Annotated in this window: 18 protein-coding genes; 9 read left to right on the top strand and 9 right to left on the bottom strand. The window is 66.3% G+C overall.

Going from position 1 to position 26,432, the window contains the following annotated elements; genetic code table 11:
* Positions 1-13 precede the first annotated feature (13 nt).
* Together tyrS and ASE88_RS15255 are read left to right on the top strand one after the other, a co-directional pair.
* Positions 14-1,252 carry a tyrosine--tRNA ligase gene (gene tyrS / locus ASE88_RS15260; protein ID WP_056479098.1) on the top strand — a complete coding sequence of 413 codons (1,239 nt, stop codon included), beginning with the start codon at positions 14-16 and terminating at the stop codon, positions 1,250-1,252.
* Between the two features lie 83 nt (positions 1,253-1,335).
* Positions 1,336-1,677, top strand: a complete 342-nt coding sequence (locus ASE88_RS15255; RefSeq protein ID WP_235525703.1) for a PilZ domain-containing protein — start codon at positions 1,336-1,338, stop codon at positions 1,675-1,677.
* 4 nt (positions 1,678-1,681) lie between these two features.
* Here ASE88_RS15255 and recG read toward each other — a convergent pair whose 3' ends face one another.
* Entirely contained in the window at positions 1,682-3,733 is a 2,052-nt protein-coding gene (gene recG, locus ASE88_RS15250; RefSeq protein WP_056479095.1) for an ATP-dependent DNA helicase RecG, read from the bottom strand.
* 72 nt (positions 3,734-3,805) lie between these two features.
* On the opposite strand from recG, the gene ASE88_RS15245 reads away from it, so the two are divergent.
* The gene (locus ASE88_RS15245) at positions 3,806-4,072 is read left to right on the top strand and encodes a succinate dehydrogenase assembly factor 2 (protein ID WP_056410591.1); all 267 of its coding nucleotides are present in this window, start codon (positions 3,806-3,808) and stop codon (positions 4,070-4,072) included.
* Positions 4,073-4,192: 120 nt separating this feature from the next.
* Positions 4,193-7,663, top strand: a complete 3,471-nt coding sequence (gene mfd, locus ASE88_RS15240) for a transcription-repair coupling factor (protein ID WP_056479092.1) — start codon at positions 4,193-4,195, stop codon at positions 7,661-7,663.
* 170 nt (positions 7,664-7,833) lie between these two features.
* On the opposite strand, the gene ASE88_RS15235 is transcribed toward mfd, so the two are convergent.
* Positions 7,834-8,448 (bottom strand): CC0125/CC1285 family lipoprotein, encoded by a 615-nt coding sequence (locus ASE88_RS15235; protein WP_056479089.1) that lies wholly within the window; start codon positions 8,446-8,448, stop codon positions 7,834-7,836.
* A 123-nt stretch (positions 8,449-8,571) separates the two neighbouring features.
* Complete coding sequence (locus ASE88_RS15230; protein WP_056479085.1) at positions 8,572-8,988, bottom strand: secondary thiamine-phosphate synthase enzyme YjbQ; 417 nt, start codon at positions 8,986-8,988, stop codon at positions 8,572-8,574.
* A gap of 200 nt (positions 8,989-9,188) precedes the next feature.
* Between ASE88_RS15230 and ASE88_RS15225 the strand changes: the two genes are divergently transcribed.
* A complete protein-coding gene (locus ASE88_RS15225; RefSeq protein ID WP_056479082.1) occupies positions 9,189-10,070 on the top strand; it encodes a polysaccharide deacetylase family protein in 882 nt (293 codons plus the stop codon).
* Between the two features lie 16 nt (positions 10,071-10,086).
* On the opposite strand, the gene ASE88_RS15220 is transcribed toward ASE88_RS15225, so the two are convergent.
* A complete protein-coding gene (locus ASE88_RS15220) occupies positions 10,087-10,557 on the bottom strand; it encodes a nucleoside deaminase (protein WP_056479079.1) in 471 nt (156 codons plus the stop codon).
* Between the two features lie 306 nt (positions 10,558-10,863).
* Between ASE88_RS15220 and ASE88_RS15215 the strand changes: the two genes are divergently transcribed.
* Positions 10,864-12,147: a DEAD/DEAH box helicase gene (locus ASE88_RS15215; RefSeq protein ID WP_055877445.1), complete on the top strand. Its 1,284-nt coding sequence runs from the start codon at positions 10,864-10,866 to the stop codon at positions 12,145-12,147.
* 270 nt (positions 12,148-12,417) lie between these two features.
* On the opposite strand, the gene ASE88_RS15210 is transcribed toward ASE88_RS15215, so the two are convergent.
* The gene (locus tag ASE88_RS15210; protein ID WP_056479076.1) at positions 12,418-13,431 is read right to left on the bottom strand and encodes a zinc-dependent alcohol dehydrogenase family protein; all 1,014 of its coding nucleotides are present in this window, start codon (positions 13,429-13,431) and stop codon (positions 12,418-12,420) included.
* 37 nt (positions 13,432-13,468) lie between these two features.
* Complete coding sequence (locus ASE88_RS15205) at positions 13,469-14,671, bottom strand: MFS transporter (protein ID WP_235525705.1); 1,203 nt, start codon at positions 14,669-14,671, stop codon at positions 13,469-13,471.
* Positions 14,672-14,776: 105 nt separating this feature from the next.
* On the opposite strand from ASE88_RS15205, the gene ASE88_RS15200 reads away from it, so the two are divergent.
* Positions 14,777-15,472, top strand: coding sequence for a TetR/AcrR family transcriptional regulator (locus ASE88_RS15200; RefSeq protein WP_082466568.1), 696 nt, complete (start codon positions 14,777-14,779; stop codon positions 15,470-15,472).
* A 139-nt stretch (positions 15,473-15,611) separates the two neighbouring features.
* On the opposite strand, the gene ASE88_RS15195 is transcribed toward ASE88_RS15200, so the two are convergent.
* Together ASE88_RS15195 and ASE88_RS15190 are read right to left on the bottom strand one after the other, a co-directional pair.
* Positions 15,612-16,346 (bottom strand): SapC family protein, encoded by a 735-nt coding sequence (locus ASE88_RS15195; protein WP_055877453.1) that lies wholly within the window; start codon positions 16,344-16,346, stop codon positions 15,612-15,614.
* On the bottom strand, positions 16,343-17,917 hold the full coding sequence (locus ASE88_RS15190; protein WP_056479682.1) for a tryptophan halogenase family protein: 1,575 nt from the start codon (positions 17,915-17,917) through the stop codon (positions 16,343-16,345). Before ASE88_RS15190 ends, ASE88_RS15195 begins: the two co-directional genes overlap by 4 nt.
* Positions 17,918-18,041: 124 nt before the next feature.
* Between ASE88_RS15190 and ASE88_RS15185 the strand changes: the two genes are divergently transcribed.
* On the top strand, positions 18,042-20,888 hold the full coding sequence (locus ASE88_RS15185) for a TonB-dependent receptor (protein ID WP_082466567.1): 2,847 nt from the start codon (positions 18,042-18,044) through the stop codon (positions 20,886-20,888).
* 97 nt (positions 20,889-20,985) lie between these two features.
* On the top strand, positions 20,986-24,267 hold the full coding sequence (locus ASE88_RS15180; protein WP_056479068.1) for a glycoside hydrolase family 2 TIM barrel-domain containing protein: 3,282 nt from the start codon (positions 20,986-20,988) through the stop codon (positions 24,265-24,267).
* 124 nt (positions 24,268-24,391) lie between these two features.
* On the opposite strand, the gene ASE88_RS15175 is transcribed toward ASE88_RS15180, so the two are convergent.
* Positions 24,392-26,410, bottom strand: a complete 2,019-nt coding sequence (locus ASE88_RS15175) for an MGH1-like glycoside hydrolase domain-containing protein (RefSeq protein WP_056479065.1) — start codon at positions 26,408-26,410, stop codon at positions 24,392-24,394.
* Positions 26,411-26,432 lie beyond the last annotated feature (22 nt).

The following is a 26,432-nucleotide window of genomic DNA, read 5'->3' as shown; positions in this document are numbered from 1 at the left end:
TAAGCGCGCATTCATGACCTACCAGTCCGACCTGCTCACCACGCTGACCTCGCGCGGCTATGTCCACCAGATGACCGACGCCGCCGCGCTCGACGCGCTTGCGGGCAAGCAGGTCGTGCCCGGCTATATCGGCTTCGATCCGACCGCACCGTCGCTCCACGTCGGCAGCCTCGTCCAGATCATGCTGCTGCGCCGGTTGCAGCAGACCGGGCACAAGCCGATCGTCCTGATGGGCGGCGGCACCGGCAAGATCGGCGATCCGAGCTTCAAGGACGAAGCGCGCAAGCTGCTCGGCGAGGACGGCATCAAGGCCAATGTCACCTCGATCCGCCGCATCTTCGAGAGGTTCCTGACCTTCGCGCCTGAAGGTGAAGCGGGCGGCCCGACCGACGCGGTCATGCTCGACAACGCCGAGTGGCTCGACGCGCTCGAATATATCCCGTTCCTGCGCGACGTCGGCCAGCATTTCTCGGTCAACCGGATGCTCGCGTTCGACTCGGTCAAGCTACGCCTCGACCGCGAACAGTCGCTGAGCTTCCTCGAATTCAACTACATGATCCTCCAGGCGTATGATTTCCTCGAGCTGTCGCGCCGCGCGGGCTGCCGCTTGCAGATGGGCGGATCGGATCAATGGGGCAACATCGTCAACGGCATCGAGCTAGCGCGGCGGATGGATTCGACCGAGGTGTACGGCGTCACCACGCCGCTGATTACGACCGCGGACGGCGGCAAGATGGGCAAGACCATGTCGGGTGCGGTCTGGCTGCACGAGGATCAGCTGCCAACCTTCGACTATTGGCAATTCTGGCGCAACACCGACGACCGCGACGTCGGCCGTTTCCTCCGGCTGTTCACCGACCTGCCGCTCGACGAGATCGCGCGTCTCGAGGCACTGCCGGGTGCGGAGATCAACGCCGCCAAGATCGTGCTCGCCAACGAAGCGACCGCGATGTGCCGCGGGCGAGCCGCCGCCGAACAGGCGGCCGAGACCGCCCGCAAGACGTTCGAGGAGGGCGCTTCCGGCGATGCGCTTCCGAGTTTAGCCGTGACGGGCGGCACGGTCGGGGTCGTCGAGGCGCTGGTCGCGCTTGGTTTCGTCGCGTCGAATGGCGAGGCGCGTCGGAAGATCGGCGAGGGCGCGGTCCGGGTCGACGGCGAGGCCGTGCGCGATGCCGCGCTCGTGATCGCGGTGTCCAATCCCGTCCGGCTGAGCCTCGGGAAAAAACGACATGCGATGCTAACGCCCTCGTAATAGACGCATTCTCGTTACGAAGAATTCGGCGTTAAGTATTTCTGTTCGTATCCGATTCACGCCGCCTGGCCTACATCTGGCCGATGTTCACGACCGGGGAACGATCGATGCCGAGCTTCGCCATGGCCGTCCGGGATGCACGCGGCACGCCCCGCGACGAGGTGATGCACCGGACGCGCGCGACCGACGCGACGGGGCGAAGCACCAAGCTGGTGATCGTCAACATCTCGGCGAACGGGTTGATGGCACGCTGCGAGAGTGATCCGGCGGCGGGCGACAGGCTATCTGTCCAACTGCCCATCCTCGGCGATGTCGAGGCGGTCGTGCGCTGGTCGCTCGGCGGCCGGATCGGCTGCGAGCTCGAACGGACGATCCCGCTCGCCGACTATTACGGGATGCTGTCGGTGATGATCCGGCACATCTGACGCTTCAGCCGGACCGGAGCAACGCGACACCGGCATCGCGATCGAACAGGTAGAGCGCGGTGCGCGCCGCCTGACCGCGTGGCCCCTCCAGCCCGCCGTCGCGATCGATCATCAGCCGCGCATCGTCGTGCGCGCATTGCAGCAGGTCGGCCATCATGTCGGGCGTGGCGAGCCGGAACGCCATCTCGCCCGATTGCTTCGTGCCGAGCAGTTCGCCCGCGCCGCGCAACCGCAGATCCTCCTCGGCGATCCGGAACCCGTCATTCGTTTCGCGCATCAATGCCAGGCGCGCGCGCGACGTCTCGCTGAGCGAGCTCCCGCGCATCAGCAGGCAGATAGACCGCCCGGTGCCGCGCCCAACGCGACCACGCAACTGGTGAAGCTGAGCGAGGCCGAAGCGGTCGGCATGCTCGATCACGATCAGCGTCGCGTTGGGCACGTCGACGCCGACCTCGATCACCGTCGTCGCGACCAGAACGGCTGTGCGCGCGGCGGAGAACTCCGCCATCACCGCGTCCTTCTCGGCAGGTTTCATCCGGCCATGGACCAGCGCCACCTTGTCGCCGAACCGCACACGAAGGACCTCGGCGCGCATCTCTGCGGCGGCGAGATCGCTCTTCTCGCTTTCCTCGACCAGCGGGCACACCCAATAGGCCTGCCCCCCGTCCGCCAGATGCCGACCGAGCGCGTTCACCACGTCGTCGAGTCGGTCCTCCGAGATCACGCGCGTCTCGATCGGCTGGCGGCCCGGCGGCATCTCGTCGAGGCGACTGACGTCCATCTCGCCGTATTGCGCGAGCGTCAGCGTGCGCGGGATCGGCGTCGCGGTCATCGCGAGCAGATGCGGCGGCGCGATCCCCTTGGCCTGGAGCGTCATTCGCTGCGCGACGCCGAAGCGATGCTGCTCGTCGACCACCACCAGCGCGAGGTCCTTGTAGGCGACCGCATCCTGAAAGATCGCGTGCGTGCCGACGAGGATGTCGATCTCGCCGCTCGCCAGCGCCATCAACGTCGCCTCGCGCACGCGGCCCTTGTCGCGCCCGGTGAGCACGCCGACCTCGATCGGCAACCCGGCGAGCGTCTTCCTGAGCGTCTCGTAATGCTGACGCGCAAGGATTTCGGTCGGCGCGAGCATCGCTGCCTGCGCGCCCGCCTCGACCGCGATCAGCATCGCCATCGCCGCGACCAGCGTCTTGCCCGAGCCGACATCGCCCTGCAGCAGCCGCAGCATCGGCGCGGTCTGCGCTAGGTCGCCCTCGATCTCGCCGACCGTCCGCGATTGCGCGCCGGTCAGCGTGTAGGGCAGCTTAAGCATGTTCCGCAGCCGTCCGTCGCCGTGCAGCGCCCGCCCCCGCCGCTTGCGCGTGTCGGCGCGGACGAGCGTCATCGCGAGCTGGTTGGCGAACACCTCGTCATAGGCCAGTCGCTCGCGTGCCTTCGCGTCCGACGGGTCGGCATGGATCCGCGCGAGCGATTCGTGCCAGCCGGGCCATTCGCGTTTCGCCTTCAGTCCCGGCTCGATCCATTCGGCGAGGTCGGGCGCGCGCGCGACCGCCTGCGTCGTCAGCGCCGCCAGCCGCCGCGAGGTGAGCCCCTCCGACAGCGGATAGATCGGCTCGCGCTCGCGCAACTCCTCGTCCTGCTCGACGATGTCGGGATGGACGATCTGAAGTTCCTGGCCGTACTCATCGAGCCGCCCCGACACGCGCTTGGCCTCGCCGATCGGCAGCAGCTTCTTCGCCCAGCCCGAGCTGCCGCCGAAGAAGACGAGGCTGACATAGTTGCCATGCTCGTCGGTCGCCTGCACGCGTGTCGGGCCTCGGCCCGCGCTCACGCGGTGCTCGCGCGCGGTCAGCGTGATCACGATGATCCGCCCGGCGTCGCTCGCCATCAGCTCGGTGCGGGGTAGCCGATCGACATAGCCGGTGGGCAGATGGAAGGCGACGTCGACGACGCGCGCGAGCCCCAGCCGGTCGAGCGGCTTGGCGAGCGCAGGCCCCACCCCTTTCAGGACGAGGGTTTCGGCGAACAGCGGATTGAGGATTTCGGGTCGCATGACTATCTGCTCCCTATAGCCCAGCCGACGCCCGCCGCCAGCGGTCGCCGGTCAATCGGCGTTGGAGATATCATGGACCACGAAACCCGCCTCAAGCGCCTCGGCTTCCGCAGCTCGCACCGCGGCACGCGCGAAGCCGACATGATGATCGGCGGCTTCTTCGAAACCTATGGCCGGACCTGGACGCCCGAGCAGCTCGACTGGTTCGAGGCGCTGCTGGAGGAGCAGGACGTCGACATCATGGGCTGGGCGATCGGCTCGATTCCGTGCCCACCCGAATGGAACGGCCCGATGATGCAGGCGATGCGCGACATCAATTACGTCACGGTCGTGAAGTAACGCCGCGTAGCACCTCCCCGGCGAAGGCCGGGGCCCAAATGGTGGGCGATCGTAATTGACCGCAGTCCGCCGTTACGACCACCTCTCCAATTGGACCCCGGCCTTCGCCGGGGAGGTAATATGCCAGATCTGAACAGTATTCTCTCCGCGACGACCCCGCTGACGCTGTCGGGCGTGCCGTCGGGGTTCCAGCCGTCGCTGCTCGCCGATCTCGCGCGCGCCGCGAAGACGCGCGCGGTGTTCATCGCGCCCGACGATGCGGCGATGCGCGCGATCGCTTCGACCGCGGCGTTCTTCGCGCCCGATCTCGAGGTGCTGAGCTTCCCCGCCTGGGACTGCCTCCCCTACGACCGCGCATCGCCCACGCTGCGCGTCATGGCCGAGCGTGTCGCCGCTCTGCAGCGCCTGCAGGGCAAGCCCAAGGGCCCGCAGCTGCTGCTGACCACCGCCAACGCCGCGACTCAGCGCGTCCTCACCCCGTTCCGCATCCGCCAGCTCGTCGCGCGGCTCGCGCCCGGCGAGCGGATCGGTCGCGACAAGCTCGCCACGTTGCTCCAGGCGAACGGCTATGTCCGCACCGATACCGTCCACGACCAGGGCGAATATGCGGTGCGCGGCGGGATCGTCGATCTCTACCCGTCGGGCGAGGACCACGCGCTGCGCCTCGACTTCTTCGGCGACGAGATCGAAAGCGTCCGCACCTTCGACGCCGCCGACCAGCGCACGACTGGCCGGATCGACGGCTTCGTCCTGCTCCCCGCCTCCGAGGCCTTGCTCGACGAGGACTCGATCAAGCGCTTCCGCACGCGCTACCGCGACGCGTTCGGCGCAACCGCGACGGGCGATCCGATGTACCAGGCGATCTCCGAAGGCCGGCGGATCGCGGGCATGGAGCATTGGCTGCCGCTGTTCGAAGAGAAGATGGCGACGCTCTTCGACCATCTCGGCGCCGACGACGTGCTGGTCCGCGACAGCGGTGTCGCCGCGGCGGCGGAAAGCCGGCTCGAATCGATCGCCGACTATTACGAGAACCGCAAGCGCGCCGAGGCCGCGCAACCCGGCAGCTACCGCCCGATGCCCGCCAAGGCGCTCTATCTCGACGCGCAGGACTGGTCGGGCGCGACCGAGGCGTTCGCCGCGCACATCACCTCGCCCTTCCACGAGCCGGAAAGCGCGACCGTGCTCGACTTCGCGGTCGACGGCCCGCGCGATTTCGGCCCCGAACGCGCCGCCCAGACGAACATCTACGAGGCCGTCGCCGATCACGTCGAAAAACTGCGCAAGCAGGGCCGCAAGCCGATCCTCGCCAGCTACTCGATCGGCGCGCGCGAACGTCTCGGGAGCCTGCTCGCCGACCACGGGCTGAAGGGCGGCAAACACGCCGAGACGTGGCAGGAGGCGCTCGGCGTCGCCGATACCGCCAAGAGCTTCGGCGTCGCGCTCATCGTCCTCCCGCTCGATCACGGGTTCACCGCGCCGGGCGTCGCCGTCCTCACTGAGCAGGACATGCTCGGCGACCGCCTCGTCCACCGCAAGAAGCGCAAGAAATCCGCCGACGCGTTCCTCGCCGAACTCGCCACGCTGACGCCCGGCGATCTGGTCGTCCACACCGAGCACGGCATCGGTCGCTATGAGGGGCTGACCTCGATCCCCGTCGGCCAAAGCCCGCACGACTGTGTCGCGCTCAGCTATGCCGGCGGCGACAAGCTCTACGTGCCGGTCGAGAATATCGACGTGCTCTCACGCTACGGCTCGTCGGAGGAAGGCGCATCGCTCGACAAGCTCGGCGGCGAAGGCTGGCAGCGTCGCAAGTCGAAGATGAAGGAGCGGATCCGCGAGATCGCGGGCGAGCTCATCGCGACCGCCGCCGAGCGCGCGCTCCACCCCGGCGACGTGCTCGAACCCGACGCCAGCGGCTATCCCAGCTTCGTCGATCGCTTCCCCTACGAGGAGACCGAGGACCAGGACCGCGCGATCGAGGAGGTTCTCGCCGATCTGTCCGCAGGCAAGCCGATGGACCGGCTGGTCGTCGGCGATGTCGGCTTCGGCAAGACCGAGGTTGCGCTGCGCGCCGCGTTCGTCGCGGCGATGGGCGGCAAGCAGGTCGCGATCGTCTGCCCGACGACGCTGCTCGCGCGCCAGCACTACAACAACTTCGTCAGCCGGTTCGAAGGCTTCCCGATGAACATGGGCCGCCTCTCGCGGCTCGTCACCGCGAGCGAGGCGAAGGCGACCAAGGAGGGGCTGGCGAACGGCACGATCGACGTCGTCATCGGCACGCACGCGCTGCTCGCGAAGAATATCGACTTCAAGCGGCTCGGCCTCGTCGTCGTCGACGAGGAGCAGCGGTTTGGCGTCACGCACAAGGAGCGGCTGAAGGCGCTCCGGGCCGACGTCCACATGCTGACGCTGACCGCGACGCCGATCCCGCGCACGCTGCAGATGGCGATGTCGGGAATCCGCGAGCTGTCGGTGATCCAGACCCCGCCGGTCGATCGCCTCGCGGTACGGACCTACATCATGCCGTTCGACCCGGTCGTCCTGCGCGAGGCGCTGCTGCGCGAACATTATCGCGGCGGCCAGAGCTTCGTCGTGACCCCGCGCGTCGCCGACCTGCCCGAGATCGAGGATTTCCTGCGCGAACAGGTGCCCGAGATCCGCTTCGTCGTCGCGCACGGCCAGATGTCGCCGACCGAGGTCGAGGAGCGCATGTCCGCCTTCTACGACAAGAAGTTCGAGGTGCTCGTCTCGACCACGATCATCGAGAGCGGGATCGACATCGCGTCCGCCAACACGATGATCGTCCACCGCGCCGACCGCTTCGGCCTCGCCCAGCTCTATCAGCTGCGCGGGCGCGTCGGCCGCTCGAAGACGCGCGCCTATGCCTATCTGGTGACGCCACCCGAGCGGCAGATGACGGTGACCGCCGAGAAGCGGCTGAAGGTGCTGTCCGATCTCGATTCGCTCGGCGCCGGGTTCCAGCTGGCGAGCCACGATCTCGACATCCGCGGGGCCGGCAACATGCTCGGCGACGAGCAGACCGGGCATATCAAGGAGGTCGGCTTCGAACTCTACCAGGCGATGCTCGAGGAGGCGATCATGGACGCCAAGTCGGGCGGCCTCGCGTCCGCGCGCCCGAAGGACTTCTCGCCGCAGATCACGGTCGATGCGCCGATCCTCATTCCCGAGGACTATGTCCCCGATCTCGACCTCAGGATGGGGCTGTATCGCCGCCTGAACGAACTCGACGAGAGCCAGGAGATCGAGGCGTTCGCCGCCGAGATGATCGACCGCTTTGGCCCGCTGCCCGACGCGACCGAGAATCTGATCAAGGTCATCGAGATCAAGCTGAACGCGAAGCGCGCCTGCGTGTCGAAGATCGACGTCGGCCCGCGCGGGGTCCTGGTGTCGTTCCACAACGACACGCCGCCCAATGTCGACAAGCTGCTGGCGTATGTCGAGCGCCTTAACGGCGTCGCGCGGTTGCGGCCCGACAGCAAGCTGGTTCTCCAGCGAGCGTGGGGCGACCCGAAAGCGCGGCTGCACGGTGCGCTACAATTGTCAAAGGGACTGGCCAAGGCGGCGGGGTAACGCCGTTCGGTCTTCGAAGAGTTTACCGTTCTCCTGCGAACGCAGGAGCCCAGGGTCACGAACGCAGTCCTCAGCAACCCTGGATTTCTGCGTTCGCAGGAAACGGCTGACATGAAAAGGCCGGGCCCCCGTGAGGGCGACCCGGCCATTTTACTGCTTTGACAAATGTCTTACTTCGGCAGCACGACACTCGGTCCGATGCTGTCCACAACCTTGCGGGCGTCGAACGCGCGGATGTTGTCGCGCGGGATCGGGCCCTTGCGCATCACGATCTCAGCAGTCGCCTCGTACCGGTCGATCGTGCGCACGTCGAAGTCGTTGCCCCATGGGCCACCACCGAAGCCGCCAAAACCGCCGCCGAAACCGCCATACGGGCTCCAGTTGCGCCAGCCGAAACCGCGCCCGTAATAGCGCCACGACGGGCCCCAATAGCCGCCGAACCCGCCATAGCCGAAGCCGCCACCGATCCCCGGCGTCGAATAGGTGCGCGACTGGAGGTTGGTGTCGCGGTCAGCCATGAGGTAATAGTCATAGCCGTTCTGCAGCGTCAGTTCGGCCGCACGGAAGAACAGATAGCGTTCGACGGTGTCGCGCGACGTGACGCTGTTCCCGGCAAAGCTGACGAGGAAACGGCCTGGCTCGATTTGGCGGTCGCTATAGCCGGTCCGGCTGAACCCTTGCCCGGTTGCGGGCCGATAGGTGGTCTCGGTCGCGCATCCGGCCAGCAGCAGCGCGCCTGTTGCGAGCGCTGCCAATGCGACCTTGCGACCCGGTGTCTTGAACATGGTGTCGTCTCCGTTCGCGGCGAATGCGGCGAAACGCCGCTTATTAGCCGTCAGTGGTGGAACGGTTGATGAACGGGATCGCTCCAATGCGCCACCTCGCTGACGCATTTTTCATGATCTGCGTCAGTCGCCTATGAGGTGAAGCGCCACTGTACGACGATGCGGGCGGCGGCGATGCTCGAACAGGTAAAGTCCCTGCCACGTCCCGAGTGCGAGGCCGCCGTCGATCAGCGGGATCGAGAGGGCGACCTGCGTCAGCGCGGTGCGCAAATGCGCGGGCATGTCGTCCGGTCCCTCGTCGTCATGCAGATAGTCGCGTGACTCCGGCGCGATCCGCGCGAAATACGCTTCGAGATCGGTGCGGACTTCGGGCGCCGCATTCTCCTGGATCAGCAGCGACGCGGAGGTGTGGCGGCAGAATACGGTGAGCAGCCCCTCGGTCATCCGCTGTTCGCGGATCCATGGTTCGATGCGGTGTGTAACATCGACCAGGCCCTGCCGGCTGGTGTCGATCGTGATCAGTGTCGTGGCTTGTCGCATGACGGGATAACGATCGGTCCCGCCGGTTGCTCCAGGGGTCGGACCCGCCCTTGTCGCGGCGAGCCGTGCCGAGGCGCCGATTCGCGGTTTCGTCCAGTCGCAGGTCGGTGCCGGCTCGCCAACGTCCATGATATCGCGCGCCGATCGCCGATGCGTAACGCCGCGCTGCCACCATTGCCCGGGTCGCGCGTTGCACCAGAATGACCCGCTCGCACCATGACCGCTATGCCTATCGCTCGATCGTCGACCGTCCAGACTATGATTGGCCCGGCGGTCGTCGCCTCGCCATCTATTTCGGCGTCAATTACGAAGTGTTCGACTTTGGCGGCGGACTGGGAGCGGAACTGGCGCCTTCGCAGACACAGCCCGACGTGATGAACTACGCGTGGCGCGACTATGGCAATCGCGTCGGGGCATGGCGGTTGTTCGACCTGTTCGATCGACTGGGTCTGCGCACCACCGCACTCCTCAATGCCGACGTGCTCGATCGCTGTCCCGGCCTGGCCGAGGCGTGTCGCGACCGCGGCGACGAGATCGCGGCGCACGGCGCCACCGACGCCACTGCGCAGGGCAGCGTGTCCCGCACACGCGAGAACCACATGATCGCGGACGTGACCGACCGGCTGGCGGCGCTCGGCGTCCGTCCCACCGGCTGGCTGGGCCCCTGGATCTCGGAGAGCCACGACACGCCCGACCTGCTTGCCAAGAATGGCTATCGCTACGTTCTCGACTGGGCTCACGACGATCAGCCCACCAGATTTGCGACCGAGCATGGCAGGCTGCTGTCGATACCCTATTCTCAGGAGATCAACGACCTGCCCGCGATCGTCCAGCGCAAGCAGGAGGCGGAGACGTTCGCGACGATGATCCGCGACGGCGTAGACCAGCTCCTGTCGGAATGCGACCGCCGCCCGGTGGTACTCGGCATAGCGCTCCACCCCTATATCATGGGACAGGCGCACCGCGTCCCCGCGCTCGCCCGAGTGCTGACCGCGCTACGCGAGGCGAACGACCCACGTATCTGGTGGACGACCGCGGGCGAGATCGCCGCGCACGTCGACGCGAACGGCTTGGCGGCCTGATCCGCGCGGCTCGCGTTTATTTGCGGGCCTGGGCATGAAGTGCACGGACTTGGTCGGCAAGCGCCGGAACCGGGCCGCTCACCGTCGCACCCGGCACAACGTCGGTAACGCGGAGCGGCGCGATGCCCAGCGGTGGTTTGCCGAGCTCGCGCATCCACTCACCTAACTGCTCGGTGGATGTCGCAAAGACGATCCGCCCGAGCCCCACCAGACCATGCGCCGCCGCGCACATCGCGCAGTGTTCGCCCGAGGTGTAGACGACCGCGTGCCTCCTCTGTTCCGGCGACATATTTTCGGCGGCCCACCGCGCGATCGCGAACTCGGGGTGACGGGTCGGATCGCCGCCGCCGGTCCGGTTGCGATCCTCGAACAGCAGATCGCCCTCGCCCGAGACCAAGCGCGAGCCGAAGGGCTGGTCGCCTGCTTCGACGGCCTCGGTCGCCAATTCGATGCAGCGTCGGAGATGCTGTAGGTCGATGTCGTTCATGCAAGTTCCTCCTTGTACCGTGCCCGCGTTCCTGTCGCGACAAACGAAGGATCAGGCCTCGCGGATCCGGGGCGACGGAAGGGTACGTGTCGACCGCAGGCAGGTGGGTGCAAGTCTTTGACTACGACGCGCGAGGTACGCGCTGCCGACCACTGGCCAACCAGGCCGGGAGAAACGGCTCTGCTCGTGTTCGGTTGCACCTTTCCGCGTTGACGCAGTGCAGCATAAAAACTAACAGCCCGCGCTCTCATACCGCTAAGCCCAAACCGGCGCAGCCTTGCTCAGCGCTGGAGGCGCCGCGTGACCATGACCATAACTTTCGCCGATCTCGCTCTGGCACCATTTCTGCTGCAGGCGCTCACCGAGCAAGGCTATGCGCACCCGACGCCGATCCAGGCCCAGTCGATCCCGATGCTGCTTCAGGGGCGCGACATGCTCGGCATGGCGCAGACCGGCACGGGCAAGACCGCCGCGTTCGCACTGCCGCTGCTCCACCGCCTCGCCGCGAGTCCCCGTCCAGCGCCAAAGGGTGGCGCACGCATCCTGGTGCTTGCACCGACACGCGAACTGGTGTCGCAGATCGCCGCCGGGTTCGAGAGCTTCGGCCGCCATCTGCCGCCGCGCGTGATGACGATCTTCGGCGGTGTGAGCCAGGTCCACCAGGTCAAGGCGCTCGAGGCCGGTGTCGACATCATCGTCGCCACACCGGGGCGCCTGCTGGATCTGATCGATCAGGGGCGGTGCGATCTGTCCGCGCTAGAGGCGCTGGTGCTCGACGAGGCCGACCAGATGCTCGACATGGGCTTCGCCAAGCCCATCGAGCGTCTCGTCGCGACGCTGCCGACGGATCGGCACACATTGCTGTTCTCGGCGACGATGCCAAAATCGATCACCGCGCTGGCCGAGAGCCTGCTTCGCAACCCGGTAAACGTCGAGATCGCCCCGCCATCGACCACCGTCGAGCGGATCGCGCAATCGGTGATGTTCCTTGATGCGGCCGACAAGAAGGCGGCACTGCTCGCGCTGCTGCGCACGCCCGACATGGGCCAGGCGGTCGTCTTCACGCTCCAGAAGAACATCGCCAACGACGTCTGCGCGTTTATCGGCGAGGCCGGTATCACCGCCGAAGCGCTGCACGGCAACAAGTCGCAGGGTCAGCGCGAGCGCGCTCTGGACGCATTCCGCGCGGGCACCGTGCAGGTTCTCGTCGCGACGGATATTGCGGCGCGCGGCATCGACGTCGACACGGTGACGCACGTCTTCAACCACGACCTGCCGAGCCTGCCGGAAAGCTACGTCCACCGGATCGGCCGGACCGGGCGCGCCGGACGCAGCGGCTTCGCCATCACGCTGTGCGATGCCGAGCAGCGCGCCTGGCTGCACGATGTCGAACGGGAGATCGGTCGCGCGCTGACGGTGCAGGACGATCACGAATGGCATTGCGAGGTGGCGCGGCACTCGACCAAGCGCGCACCCGTGCTCGGCGGCGGCGCGGTCAAGCAGGTCAAGCCGGTGAAGGCGCCACGCGAGCGCAAGGTCTGGACCGAAGAAGAGAAGCTCGCCGCACGGATGGCGGCAAAGGCCGCCTGACGCGACGGCATTTGGGTGGCGAGCGGGCGCCGTCTTGCGCCGGCCCGGCCGCCCTGCGGCCCCCCACCTGGACCACGGCGGTGCCTGCCCCCGCGTCGCGGGCGCCGGCAATCTCTGCGTTTCGCAGAACCGATGGGTATCTCGACACGGGTTTGGCGCCATGCCGGTAGCGGCCTTTATCCACGGCGGAGCGTGGCGGTCGTCGTCCCGGCGGACCGCGCGCCGGTCAGGGGCGCGGCGCTGACTTCGTGCCCCTGACGATGGGTAAGGTCAGACCGCGATCATCACCTTGCCAAGATGTCCGGCAGCGGCGAAGTAGCGGACCGCATCCGGTGCCTCGGCGAACGGGAAAACACGGTCGACGACGGTTGTCATACCGTTCGCAACCATCGCGTCGAGCAGGTCGACGAACATCGCGCGGCTGCCATTGGCGATCCCGCGGATGGTGACGTTCTTGAGGATGAGCGACAGATAGTCGGGGATCGCATTGCCCTCGCCCGGGGAAACACCGATGACGATGATCCGCGCGCTGGTCGCCGCCGCCGCGATCGACCGGCCCAGCGTATCGGCGCCACCGGTTTCGATCACGATATCGGCTCCCTTCCCGTCCGTCTGCGCGATCACCTCGGCCGCCCAGTCGGGCGAAGTCCGGTAATTGATCGCGATATCCGCGCCGAGCGTGCGCGCGGTCGCGAGTTTGGCATCGTGCGACGAGGTGATCGCGACGCGCGCCCCTCGCGCCTTGGCGATCTTCAATGCGGCAAGCGAGACGCTCCCGGTGCCGAGGCAGAGGACAGTGTCGCCGGGCTTGACGTGACAAATCTCGATCAGGGCATTCCAGGCCGTGAGCGCGGCGGAGGCGAGCCCCGCGACATCGGCATCGGCCAGTGCGTCAGGCACGCGGATCAATGCCGCAGCCGGGAGCACGACGCGCTCGGCGAGCCAGCCATCGTGGGTGATGCCGATATCGTGCGCGAAGACGTCCGACCGGAACGGACCATCGACCCAGCTCGCGAAATGGCCGCAGACGACGCGGTCGCCGATCGCGACCTGTGTTACGCCTTCGCCGATCGCGACGACCTCGCCGACGCCTTCCGACATCGGAATACGCGTCGCCGGCTGGCGAGCGCCGTAGACGCCGCGCAACAGCTGCACGTCGCGGCTGATCAAGCCGACGAGACGCGGTGCCACCAGTGCTTGGCCGGGCCCGGCGACGGGTTCGGGTCGCGTCGTCGCGACGAGGGCGTCGATGCCGTCCTGGGCGCCGATCTGATAGGCTTTCATCGGATTAGTCTCCTGTAAAGTGCGCGCGAAGCGCGCATTATGCGAAGGCCCTGGGACCGGGCTTGAAGGCGTAGCGGCGCGCCTGGACCGCCACCACGAGCGCGGCCAGCGTCGGGATGAGCACCGCCCAGGCGAGCGAGCCGGCGCCGGCATGCTCGAGCATCACGCCACCAATGATGCCCCCCGCCGCGATCGCCCCGTTCCAGACCGTCGTCAGCATCGCGTTCGCAAGATCGACGCCCTCGCCCGCGGCATCGGCCAGCGCCGTCTGAAGCTGCGTCGCGGCGCCGCCGAACGACAGCCCCCACAGGATCGTCGCGACGATCGTCACCGCAGGGACGCTCGCAAACAGCGCGAACGCCAGCGACACCGACGCAAATGCCGTCAGGCTGACCAGCACGAGCGGTCGCAGCGCGCGATCGATGAGCACGCCTGTCACCCAGATCCCGACCAGCGCGGCCACGCCGAACGCGAGCAGCACCAGATCGAGCCTGCGCTGCACGCCCGACAGCGCAGCAACCGGCGCGATATAGGTGTACAGGATATTGTGCGCGGTGATCCATGCGAACAGCGTGACGAGCACGGTGCGTACGCCCGGCGTGCGGAATACGCGTACGATCGACAGCCGCTGTTCGGCGGGCTGACCGGGAAAGTCCGGCACCTGCCATAACACCCAGCCGATCAGCGCCAGCGTCGTGATCGACATCAACCCGAACGCCATCCGCCAGCCGAGCGTGGTGCCCAGCATCGCGCCCAGCGGGACGCCGATCGACAGCGCGAGCGGCGTGCCGACCATCGCGATCGCCAGCGCCTTGCCGCGCAACGGCGCGACGACCATCCGCCGCGCATAACCCGCGATGATTCCCCAGCCGAGCCCCGCCGCGACTCCCCCCATAAACCGCGCGACCAGCGTCAGCACGTAGGAGGTCGACATCGCGGTAACACAGTTGAAGATCAGGAAGCCGAGGATCGCGACGAGCAATGTCGGCTTGCGCCGCCAGCCTTGCGTGTACAGCGTCAGCGGGATCGCCGCGAGCAGCGACCCTACCGCATAGACCGTGACGGTCTGCCCGGCGAGCGATTCCGATACCGCCAGCCCTGCCGCCATGTGCGGCAACAGCCCGGCGGGAAGCGTCTCGGTCAGGATCGCGGTGAACCCGGTCATCGCCAGCGCCAGCAGCGCGGAGATCGGCAGCGTCTCGCTCGCGCCGGCATCGGTCGGGATGGGCAATGGCCGCACGGGATACTCACTTCTGGATCGATTGATCCAGTCCGTTCGGCCCCCATCGCCGACTTGTCAACGAATAATGGATCGATTAGTCTAAAACTTCGGGAGCGGAGACCTATGGCACGAAGCGGACGACCGCGCGGTTTCGATCGGCATGCGGCGCTGGACAGCGCGATGCACCTGTTCTGGGAACACGGCTATGAGGGTGCATCGCTGCTCACGTTGCGTCACGCGATGGGCGACCTCTCATCGGCAAGCTTCTATGCGGCGTTCGGTTCGAAGGAAGCGCTCTACCGCGAAACGCTGGAGCGCTATCTTGATCGCCATGGTGGGATCGTCGGCGCGCTCGACGACGACCGGCTAGCGCCACGCGCCCGCCTCGAACAGGCGCTGGTGGCATCGGTCGCGGTGCAGACCGACCTTGCGCATCCCAAGGGCTGCATGATCACGCTGTCCGCAACAATCTCATCCGAGGCGGGCGCGTCGATCAGGGCCCTGACCAAAGCCGAACGCGAGGTCACGCGACAGGCGTTGCACCGGTGCATCGCCGCGGGTGTCGCCGCGGGCGATCTCGATCTCACTACGGACGTCGCAGGGCTGGTCGCGCTTTACGATGGGCTATTGCTGGGCGTTTCGATCCAGGCGCGAGACGGCGTGGGAGCGGACACGATCCGCGCCGGAATTGGGTATGCGATGGCGGCGTGGGATCGTCATCGCATCGGTTCGCCGGCCCAGCCCGGCAACCCGGCTGCAGCGCCGAACGCGGCGCCGAATGCGGCGCCGGTCGAACGCGGACTCTCGCCCAGAAACTGATAAGTCCCGGAAGCAACAGTCGCGATCACGGCCGCACCAGTATCGGTGTCGGGCATCGTCACGGTAGGCGTATCCCGAACGCGGCCAACCCTCATATCCCAGCCCGGCTGACCGCCGCGAATGCAATGGACGGCAGGAGTCAGAACGCGCCCAGGCCATCGTCGGCTGCCAGGCGGGCGATGCGCAGCGGGCGGCCGCCACGCGCAGTATGGAGTTGGCATAGCCGCTCGACCTGTGCGAGCGACGCGGTGAGCAGCGCGGCCGACGCGAGCGCACCGGACCTGTGCAAGCGCAGGACCGCGTCGTCGCTCAGCTGCATCAGCTGCTCGCTACCGATTGTGTATAGCCCGTCTATGACGTGGTCTTCACGATCGTCATCCTGCAACACGAGATGCAGCGGCCGGATCAGGCGCAGCGCCGCGTAACGCTCGACGAGCTCCCGCGCCGCGCCGATATCGACGACCAGCCGCTCCAGCGCCGCCGCAATGCCGGTTGCGAGCGGAGTCGGCGCGCCGCCCTGGAACAGCGGATCGCCCGCAGCGCCGACCGCGGGATCGCTCGCGTCGACCGCCAATCCGGCGGCTCCGTCTGCATCGAGCCGGAAAGCCGTCAGCTGTAGCGCACGCGGGCAATAGGTCGCGTGGAAGTGGCGATCATGGACGAACAGATTGGCGGGATCGACCAGACCGACCAGTGCAACGAGGTTGAACCTGCCGGTGGTCGCGTCCTTGGCGAGGCAGATCGGCATGTCGGCAGCGACCAGCGGTATTTCGGACAGGCCGATCTGGACGATACGCTGCGCCGGACCGACCACGGTGTGGTCTAAGCGAAGCGATGCGTGATCCGCAAGGTTGAGCGGGCGAACGATACTCATACCCGCTGCAGCCCGTGTTCGCGGACCGCACGCAGCAGATCGCGGTGGCGCGGCATCTTGCTCACCAGCTCGGCGCGCACGCGGGCGTTGCGCGCGACGAGCGCGGCGGCCGAACTACCCTCGGCGGTGGCGGGCTGGCCGCGATAGCTTCCGCCAAAGCGCATCCCGTGAAGGACATATTGGTAGCTCGGCCAGGAGAACACCTCGCGGGCGTGCGCGAAATCCTGCGGTGCAGGCGAATGGTGCGTCCAGAGGTCGAGCCGTTCCTGCAATCCGTCGGGGATCGACGCGGCGGCAACATTGTCGCGCCAGAACGCCGTATCGCGGCGCTGCGTGATGACGTAATGCAGCTTCAGGAACTCGATGATCCGTTGCCAATGATGCTGGAACGTCGCGTTGAACTGCCGCGCGACCGCATCCATCGTCGATCGCGTCTGCGGCAGGCGGTCGACGAGCGCATCGAGCGAGGTCTCGATCAGCATCAGCGCCGACGCCTCGAGCGGCTCGATGAACCCCGCGGACAGACCGATCGCCACGCAGTTGTTCTGCCAGAATCGTTCGCGGTGGCCACCCTCGAAGGTGATCCTGCGAACCGGCAGCTGCTCGGCGGCAGGCCCGGCATAACGCCGCAACGCCGCCTCCGCCTCGTCGTCGCTGGTATGCGCGCTGCTGTAGACATGGCCGACGCCACGCCGGGTCCACAGCCCGATGTCCCAGATCCAGCCCGCGTCCTGCGCGGTGGAGATGGTGTGGCAGGCAATCGGATCGTGCTCGGTCTGGTAGGGAATCTGCATTGCCAGCGCGCGATCGGCAAACAATATGTCGCGACAGCTGCGGAACGGGACATCGTACACCCCGCCGATCAGCAGCGCGGCAAACCCCGAACAGTCGACGAACAGGTCGCCGGCCAGCCTGCGTCCATCGGCCAGTTCGACATCGGAAATATCGCCGTTGTCCGCCTGGTTGGCACGAACGACATCGCCAAGAACATGCTCGACACCAAGCGAATTGACCGCGTGATCGCGCAGCAGCGTCGCGAATTTGCCCGCGTCGAGGTGGTACGCATAATTGGCGTGGCCGCCATATTCGGGGGCGGTGATAGTCTTGGGGGCGAGTCCCGCGTCGCACAATGCCGCCTGGTAATCGACCCAGTCGGCGAAGCTTGCCGCATCGGCGCTCGCACCTGCGATCGGTCGGCCGAGCCAATAGGGGGCGAGATCGATGTCGCCGGCGCCTGCGGGAGGATTCAAGGGGTGGTAGTAGGCGTCGTCGGCGCTGCCGTCGGTCCAGCCAACGAACCGCGCGCCCTGCTTCAGTGCGGCGTCGCACGACCGGATGAAGGTCGTTTCGTCGATGCCGATTTTGCGCAGCGTGTTGCGCATCGTCGGCCACGTCCCCTCCCCGACGCCGACGCTCGGCACGTTGGTGGATTCGACCAGCCGCACGGTCAATCTGCTCCCGGTCTGGACCGAGCGCGCTGCCAGCCGGCACGCCGCAAGCCACCCCGCGGAGCCCCCTCCGACCACCACCACGGTCTGCACCGCACTTGGGGAATTGTCCGCGTCCGGCATCGCTTCTCCTGTTTTCCGCAGCTTACAGCGCTGCGGTCCCATACGCCATTTTTTGGGTTTGTATTTATAAGATAATACTGTAGCCAATCCTTGTAATCCGCTCAAGCGAAGCGGGACAAGATCAATGTCGAAAGGGAGAGCGATGCGGAAATACGGGCAATCGAAGTATAAGACGCTGTACACGGCGTGTGGCCTCGCCAGCGCGATGGGCGCGCTGATCGCCGCGGTCCCCGCGATCGCGCAGGCAGCACAGGCGGATACCCAGACCACCGCATCCGAAACCCTGCCGGACCAGACCGACGCCGGCCAAACCGACATCGTCGTCACCGGCATCCGTCGCAGCATCGAATCGTCCGCCGCGCAGAAGCGCGACGCCGCCGGTATCCTCGATGCGATCTCGTCCGAGGATCTCGGCAAGTTCCCCGACGCCAACGTCGCCGAATCGCTCCAGCGCATTCCCGGTGTCGCGATCGACCGCAGCAACGGCGAAGGCCAGTCGGTCACGGTCCGCGGCCTTGGTCCGAACTTCAACACCGTCCTGTTCAACGGCCGCAGCTTCGCCTCCGATAATTACAACCGGTCGTTCTCGTTCGACCTTCTGCCCGCCGAACTGATCAGCGGCGCGCAGGTGTACAAGAGCTCGCAGGCGTCCCTGCAGAGCGGTGGCATCGGCGCGACGATCAACCTCCAGACCCCCAAGCCGCTCGCGCTCAAGGGTTTCAAGGGCGTCTTCACCGGCAAGGCGAATTACGAGAAGAACAGCGACAAGTTCACGCCACAGCTGTTCGGCCTGCTCAGCAACACGTTCGCCGACGGCAAGCTCGGCCTGCTCGGCTCGGTGTCGTACCAGCGCCGGAAGGCTGCGGTCACGTCGATCACCACCGATGGCTATATCCCGAACACGACGGTCGGACCGACCGCCACGCCGCTGTTCGCCAACGTCTACGCGCCGCGCAACCAGAATGTCGGCACCACCACCGACGACCGCACCCGCCTCGGTGCAACGCTGGTGGCGCAATACGCGCCGACCGACGAGCTGACCTTTACCGTCGACGGCCTGTTCAATCGCTTCAAGAGCGATAGCCAGACGCATGCGCTCGGCAGCTGGTTCGAACCATCGAGCTACACCGCGGCGACGATCGACGGCAATCGCTCGATCACATCGCTGACGACCAACGGCAACGCCGATTTCATCTCGTCCGGCGCGGTTCGCGAAACCAAGACCTACGAAGGCGGCTTCAACGCCGAATGGCGGCCGAACGATCAGGTCCACATGGTGTTCGACGCCACCTGGTCGCGCGCGAAGAACGCGGGCGGCGGCAAGAGCTATTTCGCGGTGATCGGGACGCCAACCGCCTATTCGTTCACCGCCGCGGGCGACGACGATATACCGTCGACCTTCGGCTATACGGCCGGCGCGCTGACCGATCCGTCGCGCGGCAAGACGCACATCGCCGGGATCAACGGCAACGACGTCACCGAGAAGGTGACCGAATATCGCTGGAACACCGACTGGAAGCCCGGCTGGGGAATTATCGACACCATCCGCTTCGGCCTGAACCGCACCTCGCGCGACAAGAGCAACGTGCCGATCACCTCCGATCCGAACGTCGGCTGCGTCTATTGCGGCTATTCGACCTCCGCCGACCCTGCGCTGCTGAGCCCGTATTCGCCAAATTCGCTAGGTGCCAGCAGCGGCCAGGCGCCCACCCAGTTTCTCCAGTTCGATGCCAATCGCTATTTCGCGTTCCTGACCAGCGCGTCGGCTGCGGCCGCGCTCGATCGCGCGCGCAACCAGCCAGTGGGCACCACCGCTGCACTGTTTGCGGCCAGCAACGGCTATGCGGTGTCACGCCAGCCGTCCAACCGCGTCAAGGAGATCGTCTATGCGAGCTATGCGGACATGGACCTCGACGGCGACGTCGGCGGGATGCCGTGGTTCGTCAACGTCGGTGCGCGTTATGAATATACCGAATTGGTATCGGGCGGTCAGCAGCTCCTGCTGACCGATCTGCTGCCGGTGCAGGGCGACCCGACGATCTATAACGGCGTATATGCCAACAATCGCGTCGGCGTCTCCGTCAACAGCCGTTCGACCTACAATAACTTCCTGCCCAATCTGAACGCGAAGCTGAGCTTCACGCCGAAGTTCCAGATGCGTCTGGCGGCGTACAAGACGCTGACCCGCCCGGCGATCGGCGATCTGGCGCCGAGCCTCAGCTACGACACGCTGCGTCCCGCCACGCTGACCGCGAGCGGCGGCAATCCGAACCTGAAACCCTATCGCGCGACGAACTACGACGCGTCGCTCGAATGGTACCCGACCAGCACGACGACGCTGTCGGCGGCCGTCTTCCACAAGACGATCGACGACTTCATCGTCCAGAGCTTCGGCGAGGAACTGTTCCCGATCGCCAACGCGGGCAACATTCCGGTCGGTGGTCTGATCGTCGGCCCGAACACCGCGAAGTTCAGTGTCCGCCGGCCGCGCAACGCGCAGTCGCTCAAGGTCAAGGGGCTCGAGCTCAACCTCGTGCACACCTTCGACTGGCTGCCCGGCGTGCTGAGCGGCTTCGGTGTCCAGGCGAACGCGACCTTCGTAAAGACCAACCGCGAATTCGACGTCACGCAGGTCGGCACGTCGTTCGCCGCGGAAGGCATCGGCAATTCGCAGAATGCCACCGTCTTCTATGAGAAATACGGCATCTCGGCGCGGATCGCCTATAACCGTCGCGAGCGGTTCCTTCAGACGCTGGCCGGCGGGCCAGGCAACGAGCCTGTGTTCGTGCGCGATTATGGTCAGTTCGACGGCAGTGTCGCGGTCAACGTCACGCCGTTCGCGCAGGTCTTCCTGGAGGGAACCAACTTGTTCAACGCGAAGTACATCACCACCGGCCGGTTCGACAATCAGGTGCTGACGTACCAGAATTTCGGACCGCGCTATGACGCAGGTGTGCGCTTCTCGTTCTGATACCCCAAAGACCAGCGCGGGGGCGGGATCGGGTGACGATCCTGCCCCCGCCCTCTACGCTCGGTACAAGAGCGACTGACAAGGACCAGATCTCGGCATGAAAAAATTCGGTTTCCTCGGTGCGGTCGCGATCGTCGCGATCGGTGACTTTGCCGCTATCGGCGCCGCACGCGCGCAGGTCCCCGCCGGGGCTCCCGCCGAGCTGCCCGCAGAGCTGCCCGGCGCCCAGCCGCCGCGGGTCCAGCCGGTGCAGGTCGATCCGACGCGGCCGGACTGGGAGAATCCTGCGGTGTTCGCGCGCGGCAAGATGCCGGCGCGCGCGACCGGTTTTCCGTTCGAGACGCGCGATGCCGCCATCTCGGGGGATCGTACGAAGTCCGCGCGGTTCCAGTCGCTCAACGGGGCGTGGCAGTTCCAGTTTTCGCCAAGCTCGGACGCGGTGCCGACCGGCTTCGAGCGCCCCGATTACGACGCCTCCGCGTGGAAGACGATCAAGGTTCCCGCCGACTGGCAGACCGAGGGGTATGACCAGCCGCGCTACAACAACATCACCTACCCCTTCCCCGCCAACCGCCCGCTGATCCCGCACGCAACGAATCCGGTCGGCTCCTACCGCCGCGACGTCGTGATCGCGCCGGGTTGGCAGGGCCAGGACGTCATCCTCCATATCGGCGCGGCGGGCTCTGCATATCAGGTCTGGGTCAACGGTCAGCCGGTCGGCTATTCCGAGGATTCGAAGCTGCCGAGCGAGTTCGACGTCACCCGCTATGTAAAGCCGGGCCGCAACACCGTCGCGATCCAGATCCACCGCTGGTCCGACGGCAGCTATCTCGAGGATCAGGATTTCTGGCGCGTGTCGGGGATCGAGCGCGAGGTCTTCCTGATGGCCGCGCCGCCAACGCGGATCCGCGACACGTTCGTCCATGCCGCGCTGTCCGATGACTATCGCGACGGCGTGCTCGGCCTCGATCTCGCGGTGACGCCGGGTCTCGCGAGCAGCGCCCGCTACGTGCTGATGGACGGCGACCGCCAGGTGCTGGAAGGCCGCGTCGCGGTCCCTGCCGGCAAGGACGCGCGCACCGTGACGCTGGCCGGTCGAGTGCCCGGCGTGAAGCCCTGGACCGCGGAAACGCCCAATCTGTATCGGCTGCTCGTCGAGTTGACTGATGCCAAGGGCCGCCTGATCCAGTCGACCGCGCAGGCGATCGGATTTCGCACCGTGGCGATGAAGAACGGGCAGGTCACCGTCAACGGCAAGCCGATCACGATCCGCGGCGTCAACCGCCACGAGCATGATCCCGAGACTTTCCACGTCGTCAGCCACGAATCGATGGAACGCGACATCAGGCTGATGAAGGGCGCCAATATCAATGCGCTCCGCACCTCGCACTACCCGAACGATCCGTACATCTACGAACTCGCCGATCGCTATGGTCTGTACGTCATGGACGAAGCGGATATCGAGAGCCATGCGTATATGGAACAAGGCAACCGGCACCCCGAGTCCCGCGCCAAGTTCCAGGTCGGCTTTGATCCCGCGTGGAAGGATGCGCATGTCAGCCGCGTCGTCAACATGGTCGAGCGCGACAAGAACCACCCGTCGATCATCTTCTGGTCGCTTGGCAACGAAGCCGGCATCGGCCCCAATTTCGAGGCCGCTGCCGCCGCCGCGCGGGCGCGGGATCCCAATCGCCTGATCAGCTATCTCGGCTGGGGCACCTATGAGGGCGTCAGCGACCATCGCCCCAATTATTACGCGGACATCTATGCGCCGATGTACGATCCGGTCGTCAAGCTGGAGGATTACGCGACCAACTGGAACTTCAAGCAGCCGATGATCCAGTGCGAATATGCGCACATGATGGGCAATTCGGGCGGCAACCTGAAGGAATATTGGGACACGATCTACGCGCACCCGAACAAGCTGCAGGGCGGGTTCGTGTGGGATTGGGTCGACCAGTCGATGTATCGCTACACAAAGGACGGCAAGCGCTATTGGGGCGATGGCGGCGAATACGGCCCCAATCCGGGCGGCGACATCGAATTTGGCGACGGCCTGCTTCAGGCGGATCGCACGCCGAACCCCGCCTTCTACGAACTTCGCAAGGTGTACGCACCGGTCCAGTTCGACGGCTTCGATGCGGCAAGCGGCAAGGTCGTTGTCCGCAACCGGCATGACTTCCGCGACCTTTCGGGGTTCGACTTCGACTGGACCATCCAGGAGAACGGCATCGCGGTCGCATCGGGCAAGCTGCCCGGGCTGACCACCGCGGCGCGCACCGCCGAGACGATCACGTTGCCGGTCGCGACGGTCGCTCGGCGCCCCGGTGCCGAGTATTTCGTGACCGTCAGCGTCCGCGCGAAAGACGGCGCGGTGCCGTTGGTACCGGGCGGCACGATGCTCGGGTTCGAGCAGTTCGCACTGTCGTCGGCGCCGACGGCCGTGCCGACCGCCGAGGCGAATGGGGTTGCCGTGCGTCAGACGAACGCTGGCCTGACGCTAGCCGCGAACGGCGCGTCGCTCGCAATCGATCGCAAGACCGGGCTGGTCACCGCCTATATCAAGGACGGTCGCACCCTCGCCAGCGGCGGTCAGCCGCATTTCTGGCGCGCAGTCACCGACAACGACATCGGCATTGGCACCGACAAGCAATTGGCCATGTGGAAGACGATGAGCGACGCCCGGAAGGTGCGGTCGGTCGTGGCCGATCGCGGTGCCAACGCGATCGTCACGACCTTCGATCTGGGCGATGGCGCAGCGTCGTTCGAGACGCGCTACACGATGGCGGCAGACGGATCGGTCGGGGTCGCCGGCCGTTTCGTCCCGATCAAGCAGGACCTGCCCGGGCCGTTCCGCATCGGCATGGCGTTCGCGATGCCGACCGATATGACGACCGCCGAATGGTATGGTCGCGGGCCACACGAGAGCTATGTCGATCGCAAGACCTCGGCGCCGATCGGCCTGTGGCGCGGTGCGATCGCGGCGCAGAACCACGATTATATCCGCCCGCAAGAGACTGGGAACAAGGTCGATGTCCGCTGGATGGAACTGTCGGGTGCCGCGGGCGGCGTCCGCGTCCAGGGCGACCGGCCGCTGATGATGAACGCGCTGGCATTCCCCTATGCCGATCTCGACCGCAAAACGCCGGGCAGCTGGAAGTCGTCGGACGTGGTCGCACACGGCCAGGTCACATTGCTGGTCGACGCCGCGCAATGGGGTGTCGGCGGCGATACGGAATGGAGCGAGGTTGGCAAGCCCTTCCCCGCCTATCGTGTTCCGCTCGCGCCTACCGCAGTGACGTTCCGCCTGACCCCGTTCGCGGGCGAGGGCACGACGCCCGACAAGGCGAGCCCGGCGACCGCCACCACGGGAGAGTGAACGCAGCCACGGGGGACGGGTCGTCGGCCGATCCGCCCCCCAGATCCGGCGGCATGACGCCCGGGGAACGCTGGCGTATGGTCGTCCGCGACCTGGTCCGCCCGGCAGCGTTCGGGACGACCGCTCAGAAGATCTTGATTTCGGCCAATCGCGTACGTTTGCCGCTCGGCTGCCGGATCAGGAGCCGGACTTTGCTGGTCGTCATGCCCTTCCACCGCGCACGGGTGATGCCGTTGCCGATCGGGCGATCCGAGACCGCGTCGATATCGCGCCATCCCTCACCGATCCAGGCCTGGAGCCGATAGGCACTGGGCGCGCTGAAGGTCTTGGCGTCGGCGAAGAAGGCGAGTTCGGCGCGTGATACGGCTACCGGCTTGCCAAAATCGACCGCGTACCATTGCGTCGCCGGCGATGGTGCGGACGACCAGCCATTGGGCAGTTCGGGGAAAAACCAGAGACGGCCGTCGATGGCATCGTGAACGGCTTCGGGGTCCGTGTTGCTCGACGCGCTCCCCTTGGGATAGCCCTTGCGGACGAGTTGCACCGCTTGGTCGATCGGGCGATCGATGATGGGTGCGCGCACACGGGTCACCGGCACGCTCAGCCGTCCCAGATCGTCGCGGTGCGCGACGCGGCGGCCATCGACCTCGATCGTCAACCCGGCCCCGCCGCGATAATGCCGGCCATCGACATCCCACGTCACCGCGACGCTGTGTCCGTGGTACGGCACGTCCTGGATACGGAACCAGGCGAGCGCCTGTGGATCGCCGGCGGCGGGCAGCAGCGGATTGACCTCCAGCACGTCGTCCATGCGCGGGCGGATCCCGACAAGCCCGGTCAGGATCAGATCGGCGAACCCCGAGTGAAAATAATGGTGGCTGCGCGCAAGGCCGACGATCGGGCGCCCAGTGTCGGGGTGATAATCCTCTTCCAGATCAAGCCGATCACCCTGGTAGTGCAGCGCAACATATTGCCGCAGCAGCCGCATGTAATCGCTCCGCGTCACCACCGATTGCCGGTAGTGATCGAGCAGATTAGCCATGCCGGTGAGCACCTGCGTGGTCTGGAACGGCCAGATCGGGCCGTTCCACTGGCACTCTTCCTGCGTGCCTTCGTACCGATATTGCCGCATATAATACTGGTAGGACGGCTCGACCGTGCGCAGACCCGCCGGGCCTCGCAATTCGTCGGGCTTGATCATATGGGCCCACGCCCCCGCATAGCGCGCGCCGTCATCTGGCAGGTCGAAGGTCCAAGGAAGATAGCCGACCAGCTCGCGTCCGCGGATCGGCTGCCAGTATTTCACATACTCGTTGTTGACCTTGTACCGATCGATGAAATGACCGAGCGTCGGGCTCCACAGGTCCCGCTGGACACGCGCCTTGATGGCGTCGGCACGCGCCGCAAAATCGGCGGCGCCCTGTGTGTCGCCGACCATCCGCGACAGCGCGGCGATCGCGCGGGCGTTGGCGTACATATAGGCGTTGATCGAAGGGCGGAACGAATCCCCGCCGCGGAAGCCGTCCTTGCCGCCCGACGCGTCGATCGACGAGATCGTGTATTCGGTCGCGTCGAGTAGCGGCTCGACCCAGTAGAGCCCCTTGGTCGCATCATAATGATCGTCCCACGCGCGATATAATCGCCGCATCGCCGCCAGATAGCGGGTCGCGCCTATGCGGTCGCCATCGGCCAGGAACCGGCCATAGACCGCGTCCGCCATGTAATCGGTGAAGTGGCGGTCGTTGCCGCGTGCATACATGAACGCGATATAATCGTCCGCGTACCGCCGGTCGCGCAGCCAACGCCCCTCGCCAAGGTGGAAGCCGGTTGCGTCGTTCAGGCTGGCATAGGGCTCGAGCTGCCAGCTGACGTCGTCGAGAAATTCAGTCGAGATATAGCCATCGGCGCCCAGATCGCGCTGATGCGCACGGAACAGTGCCCAGCGGTAGTAATAGACTGCATCGATCTGCGGATCGGCGGACTCGAAGAACGGGATGCGGTCGACATACCAGGGCGCATCGTTGCCGAAGCGCGCGTGCGCGATTCGCTGGACGTCGAGGCCCGCGGCGGCGAGCGGTGTGCCCAGCCCCGCCAGCGCCAGAGCCAACAGCGCGAGGCGCTTCGCCGGTCGACCGTTCCGCATCCTATTCTCCTTCGTCGTGAGA

This window comes from Sphingomonas sp. Leaf38 (assembly GCF_001421825.1).
Lineage (GTDB): Bacteria > Pseudomonadota > Alphaproteobacteria > Sphingomonadales > Sphingomonadaceae > Sphingomonas.
Note: the sequence above shows the minus strand (reverse complement) of the source record. Positions and strands in the feature narration are given on the sequence as shown.

What these genes read in the sequence shown, in the direction of transcription:
- ASE88_RS15220 (WP_056479079.1), bottom strand. Translation starts at nt 10,557, where the DNA reads ATGAACGACATCGACCTACAGCATCTCCGACGCTGCATCGAATTGGCG.
- ASE88_RS15185 (WP_082466567.1), top strand. Translation starts at nt 18,042, where the DNA reads ATGTCGAAAGGGAGAGCGATGCGGAAATACGGGCAATCGAAGTATAAG.
- recG (WP_056479095.1), bottom strand. Translation starts at nt 3,733, where the DNA reads ATGCGACCCGAAATCCTCAATCCGCTGTTCGCCGAAACCCTCGTCCTG.
- ASE88_RS15225 (WP_056479082.1), top strand. Translation starts at nt 9,189, where the DNA reads ATGACCCGCTCGCACCATGACCGCTATGCCTATCGCTCGATCGTCGAC.
- ASE88_RS15175 (WP_056479065.1), bottom strand. Translation starts at nt 26,410, where the DNA reads ATGCGGAACGGTCGACCGGCGAAGCGCCTCGCGCTGTTGGCTCTGGCG.
- ASE88_RS15190 (WP_056479682.1), bottom strand. Translation starts at nt 17,917, where the DNA reads ATGCCGGACGCGGACAATTCCCCAAGTGCGGTGCAGACCGTGGTGGTG.
- ASE88_RS15200 (WP_082466568.1), top strand. Translation starts at nt 14,777, where the DNA reads ATGGCACGAAGCGGACGACCGCGCGGTTTCGATCGGCATGCGGCGCTG.
- tyrS (WP_056479098.1), top strand. Translation starts at nt 14, where the DNA reads ATGACCTACCAGTCCGACCTGCTCACCACGCTGACCTCGCGCGGCTAT.
- ASE88_RS15255 (WP_235525703.1), top strand. Translation starts at nt 1,336, where the DNA reads ATGTTCACGACCGGGGAACGATCGATGCCGAGCTTCGCCATGGCCGTC.
- ASE88_RS15215 (WP_055877445.1), top strand. Translation starts at nt 10,864, where the DNA reads ATGACCATAACTTTCGCCGATCTCGCTCTGGCACCATTTCTGCTGCAG.
- ASE88_RS15245 (WP_056410591.1), top strand. Translation starts at nt 3,806, where the DNA reads ATGGACCACGAAACCCGCCTCAAGCGCCTCGGCTTCCGCAGCTCGCAC.
- ASE88_RS15180 (WP_056479068.1), top strand. Translation starts at nt 20,986, where the DNA reads ATGAAAAAATTCGGTTTCCTCGGTGCGGTCGCGATCGTCGCGATCGGT.
- mfd (WP_056479092.1), top strand. Translation starts at nt 4,193, where the DNA reads ATGCCAGATCTGAACAGTATTCTCTCCGCGACGACCCCGCTGACGCTG.
- ASE88_RS15235 (WP_056479089.1), bottom strand. Translation starts at nt 8,448, where the DNA reads ATGTTCAAGACACCGGGTCGCAAGGTCGCATTGGCAGCGCTCGCAACA.
- ASE88_RS15195 (WP_055877453.1), bottom strand. Translation starts at nt 16,346, where the DNA reads ATGAGTATCGTTCGCCCGCTCAACCTTGCGGATCACGCATCGCTTCGC.
- ASE88_RS15210 (WP_056479076.1), bottom strand. Translation starts at nt 13,431, where the DNA reads ATGAAAGCCTATCAGATCGGCGCCCAGGACGGCATCGACGCCCTCGTC.
- ASE88_RS15230 (WP_056479085.1), bottom strand. Translation starts at nt 8,988, where the DNA reads ATGCGACAAGCCACGACACTGATCACGATCGACACCAGCCGGCAGGGC.